This window comes from Yersinia sp. Marseille-Q3913 (genome assembly GCF_963892745.1).
GTDB lineage: Bacteria > Pseudomonadota > Gammaproteobacteria > Enterobacterales > Enterobacteriaceae > Yersinia > Yersinia bercovieri.
Window position 1 is genome coordinate 1 of sequence record NZ_CAWQAF010000047.1, and the last position, 4,592, is coordinate 4,592.

Genomic DNA, 4,592 nt, shown 5'->3' on the forward strand with positions numbered 1-4,592 from the left:
GGTTGGTATCTACCGAACTGAATGCCCGTAAGAAAAAGTCGACTCCAGCATCGATTGCAGGGCTGGCCGCAAGTATTGAAAGCGTTGGGTTGTTGCAAAATCTTATCGTTTTTCTGACCGACGAGGGCAACTATGGTGTAGCAGGTGGGGAACGCCGACATTTGGCATTTGAACTGCTATTGAGTGAGAACCGTTCTACTCCGGCTGGATTTGTTACCGCTGACTATCCTATTGATGTCAAAGTCTTTGATAAAAATATGGCGCGTCTGATCTCTTATACAGAAAACGGTAAGCGTGAAGATATGCATCCGGCAGACCAAGTGACCGCGTTTCGTGACATGGCTTCTGAGGGCAGAACCCCTGTACAAATTGGTAGCTTGCTGGGCTACAGCACTAAGCATGTTCAAAAATGTCTGCGTTTAGCATCAATGGCTCCCATGTTATTGGCGGCGCTGGCTAAAGATGAAATCAATCTTGATCAGCTACAAGCATTATCCGCCAGTGAAGATCATGAGCGTCAGTCTACAGTTTGGAGTAATGCTTATGGCTATACCAAACAACCAGAATATTTGCGACGCGAGGTTTTGAGGGGGGATATTTCCGCTGAAAATAATGGGCAGTTGGCATTTGTCGGTCGCGAAGCCTATGAACAGGCGGGAGGCGCATTCCGCTATGACCTGTTTACCGAAGAGGGTTTTATTTCAGATCCTGTTTTGCTTGAGCGCTTAACCCGAGAAAAACTGGCTGAAATCGCTACCATTATTTCCAGAGAAGAGGGGTGGAAGTGGGCTGAGGGTCGTATGCATCAAGTCTACAGTACGGGTGAAGATGCCGAGTTATACAGCTTATTACGCAAGCCCACGCCAATTTTTACTGATGAAGAGTCAGCGCGGATGGCAATTCTGGAACAGCTTCTCGATGCTTATGACATTGAGCATATGGCGAGTGAAGAGGATGATCTTGAAAAAAATGCTGAAAGCGATGCATGTAAGGCAGAGTTAGACGCCATTACCGTAACGGCAGACATTCGCGGATGGTCGAATGATGTACGCGCACAGTCTGGCATTGTGGCGTATTTGAATGAGGGTGAGTTAGTCATTCAGCGAGGTGTCATGTTGCTGTGTGATGTACCACCTAGCGAAGAAACTAACGAAGAGTTGACCACTCAACAACCACAACAAGCGCAATCAAAGCAGCTATCAGCCGTGCTGGTTAAAAGTCTTTCCTCAGAGAGAACGATGGCTGTTCAGGCCGCTTTGGCACAGCAACCTGATGTTGCACTGGCTATCTTCATTCATGATTGTATGAAGTCGGTATTTCGGAGCGACAGCTTCAAGTTAAAAACATTGGCCTTTAGTCTGCATCACAACAAATCAGCGTTAGAAAATAATGCACCTACTGTTGCTAATAGTCGGGCTATGCAGGTACTTGAGGATATGCATATCGCCTGGGTTGCGAATTTTCCTGATGGCTGGGAAAACGACTACGAATGGCTGATGGGTTGGGACAAGGCCAGCCAGATTGCTTTGCTAGCATATTGTGTTGCCGGAACATTGGACGGTGTAACGGAACAAATGAGCCGAAATAATAAAGCCGGTGAGAAGTTGGAATCAGTTGAAGCCTCACTGAATTTTGATATGCGGGACTGGTGGCAACCGACAAAAGCCAACTTCTTTGGTCGTATCAACAGAGACGGTATTTCAGATGCGTTGACTGATGCAGGATTGACGGGAGCCGCTTCTGATTCACAGAAAATGAAAAAGGGCGATGCAGCCGAACTGGCAGAAGAGGTGATCAGTAGAACTCGTTGGATGCCAGCGTGTATCCAGCGTGATGCGGTCGAACAAACACAACCGCTTATCGAAACCTCAAATAACATTGATATTGCAGCCTAACAGGGAGATGCCGCCCGTAAGGGCGGTAATGATAAACAATGACAAAATACGAAAATTTCTCTCTGGTGGTCTTGCAAGGTTTAAGCCCTGTTGAACTGGAACAATATTGGGAACGGGGGACTGATTACCGTCAGCGCCTATCCAATGCAGTCTTACAATATCTGAATTTACCGTCAGGATGGTTGGTAGAGGTGGAATATAGGCGTGAATTCGGCGGTGTACACCCTGTTTCACTGCGTGTCAGTCCCACAGACATGAGCGATATCGTGCTCAACGTGTGCAGTGCTGGGGAGGAAAACGAGTTTTGGACGATATCACTGCCTTTTGATGGCGGTGAATCAAGGGCATGGGTGTGTATTACCGAATACTTTGATCCCAATATTATGAATATGGTGCTGGCCCGTGTAGCTGAATATTATAAAGCCGGATTCCAACAGGCCTCCGAACTGGCTAACGCGCTTCATATGGGAGGGATTGCCGTATGATCCCGAATAATCGCGCATTAATATCCACGAACGAATATCAGCAGGCGGCAATCCATGCAATGGCCATTGTTGAACGGAAAAGAATACAGGGCCAACGACTGGCTGAATATCCGTATGCCAAAGCATTTTTCCGTATGCTGAATGAGGGACGGACAAAAATTTTGGCTCGCGATATCCGGTTAGTCGCCAGTAATTACTGCCCGAAAATACGCGGGGGTGAGCCAATGCACCGTTATATGCAAGCTCTGGATAGATTGATTGAAAGTGGTGGCCAATATTGTCCGTTACCTCTACCGGATGACACCCCTAAGAAGTTGTTTCCCGCTTACGCCGTATTATGTCGAGAACGCCGTGATCGTAAATGGCTTATGCAATTTGAGCGCAAAGAGCGTAATCAGGCAAAACAAAAACAGCAAAAGAGGCGACGCTATCAGTGCCAGGTAGCGCAGGCAGAAATTGAACTGGCTTTTATTACCCCGAGTGAACTGGCTGCGTGGTACAAGCGTCAGGAACGGCAGGGAATAGATGACGAGGATTTGGTCGAAATGGCGCAGGCTTGGGGCCGCCAGTTTGTCAATTTACGATGTGAACCCTTCTTCATGGGGAACCCAATGTGGTCTATTGTCAGAGAAATTCACGAAGAATTGGGGAATAGAACGGTTGTAGAACAGTGGCTTGATTCACTTATGCTCTCGAATAAACTGGAGAACTGTGCAGGAGTGAAAGTGAAATTTGAGGGGAATGCAGATGGTGAATAGGCTAAAGGAGCAACTGAGCTACATAAAGAATATCAACTCATACAAGCGCTGGCTGCGTAAGAACTATTTTTATGATTATCGCAACGACAAGCAAGTGATCTCAAAACGTTGGCTGGAAGAGGGGCCGGAAAAATACCCGTGCTATGTGATACGAATGTGTACCAGTTGCAATTACGAAGAGACAGAGCCATTTTTCATTTACGGCGATGACTTAATCGACATGAGCCTTACCATACAACGAATGGTTAACTCGAGCTTGTAGAAGCTGAAAAAGCTGTTAAGTCAAAAGGCTGTTGTGGCTTCGCCACTACGGCCTTATCCCTTAATATGCCGTCTATCGATATGATTCAGCGTTGAAATAAGTCAGCATCGTCTAATTATATAGTGCTTCTCTCTACTATTTTTCTCATTCCTATGGTGGCCATTCTACCTGTTCGTTCTTCCTGTACACATCATCAAACAGGGATGGGGGCCCCTTCGGCTCCCTGTACGCAAGCGCCCAGGTCGTCGCTTACACTCCAGCTCTCCCGCGCCGTCGGGCGCAGTCCAGCTTCCGCAGAGCCCCGCGATGCGTGTCTCTGTCCTGTCGGATAGTACGCGATGCCTGAACGTCAATTGCCCTCGCTTGCAGCGGCCTATGGCCGCGCCGCTTCCCACTAAGGACGCCCCGCCGTACCGTCGTGTCGCGGTGTGTTCATCCTGTCTGTGCAGTTCGGAACGCCATCACTCGGTAAGCCCTCTCGCGGAGGGCTGCTTGTAGCACCACCGCCAGGATGCCCGCAAGGGTAAATAGCACGCCGCAAGCGGCGCCCTTGCGTTCCTCCCGTCGTCGTTGCTCCTTTGCCCTTTGCCGCGAAAGAACTCACAGAGAGATGGACAACCACCGAAGGAGAGCAACCAGGATGAACACACAAACGTCAAGACCGCCGCTTCCTGAATCTACAGAAAGATATGTGAAAATCAAAAACAACAATGGATTTATTAAATCTATTCGTATCCCACACCCCACTGATACGAGTAGTGCTGTTGCAGTGCTGAAAAGTTTTATTGATCAAGCAATTAAGTCAAGCGGCCAACATTATGAAATTTATGAAACCAGATTACTTCGCTATGCAATGACCTATTACCGCCAGTTGCCATTGTTTAAACAGACTTCATTTTTCAATGAAGCTCTCAAATTTGGGATCATATTGACATTGGCAACGCTGGAAGCCTTAGAAGCCGCAGAAAGCAATGGCTGGGAAAATAAATATAAAGGTGATTGCCCAAAATGTGGGAAAGAAGCCGATTTTCGCAGTTACGAGAGAAACGATGGTGGGTGTCTTAATTCGTATCTGGCTGTTAAGTGTGAATATTGTAGCTACCGCCGTGACAGTGGCGACATTTGATCGTCTTAGCTAATCGTTGGCTGACTTTTACCTAACCAAGGAGAGATGCAATGTACCAACCCTGTT

The 4,592-nt window shown here is 47.6% G+C and carries 5 protein-coding genes; all 5 read left to right on the forward strand.

All coding sequences use genetic code 11. The annotated features are described in order from the left end of the window. Positions 1-1,895, forward strand: a 1,895-nt coding sequence (locus AACW11_RS16085; RefSeq protein ID WP_212587022.1) for a ParB/RepB/Spo0J family partition protein, incomplete at its 5' end; no start/stop codon positions are given. 38 nt (positions 1,896-1,933) lie between these two features. Continuing rightward, on the forward strand, positions 1,934-2,380 hold the full coding sequence (gene psiB, locus AACW11_RS16090) for a conjugation system SOS inhibitor PsiB (RefSeq protein ID WP_212587023.1): 447 nt from the start codon (positions 1,934-1,936) through the stop codon (positions 2,378-2,380). Beyond that, complete coding sequence (locus AACW11_RS16095; RefSeq protein ID WP_145592842.1) at positions 2,377-3,138, forward strand: plasmid SOS inhibition protein A; 762 nt, start codon at positions 2,377-2,379, stop codon at positions 3,136-3,138. The genes psiB and AACW11_RS16095 overlap by 4 nt, the downstream gene beginning before the upstream one ends. Next, positions 3,128-3,400, forward strand: a complete 273-nt coding sequence (locus AACW11_RS16100; protein ID WP_212587024.1) for a hypothetical protein — start codon at positions 3,128-3,130, stop codon at positions 3,398-3,400. Before AACW11_RS16095 ends, AACW11_RS16100 begins: the two co-directional genes overlap by 11 nt. 640 nt (positions 3,401-4,040) lie before the next feature. Beyond that, positions 4,041-4,526 carry a hypothetical protein gene (locus AACW11_RS16105; RefSeq protein ID WP_212587025.1) on the forward strand — a complete coding sequence of 162 codons (486 nt, stop codon included), beginning with the start codon at positions 4,041-4,043 and terminating at the stop codon, positions 4,524-4,526. The last annotated feature ends 66 nt before the right edge of the window (positions 4,527-4,592 follow it).

Excerpts from the sequence above, each read along its gene's own strand:
- psiB (WP_212587023.1), top strand. The coding sequence starts at position 1,934 with ATGACAAAATACGAAAATTTCTCTCTGGTGGTCTTGCAAGGTTTAAGC.
- AACW11_RS16095 (WP_145592842.1), top strand. The coding sequence starts at position 2,377 with ATGATCCCGAATAATCGCGCATTAATATCCACGAACGAATATCAGCAG.
- AACW11_RS16100 (WP_212587024.1), top strand. The coding sequence starts at position 3,128 with ATGGTGAATAGGCTAAAGGAGCAACTGAGCTACATAAAGAATATCAAC.
- AACW11_RS16105 (WP_212587025.1), top strand. The coding sequence starts at position 4,041 with ATGAACACACAAACGTCAAGACCGCCGCTTCCTGAATCTACAGAAAGA.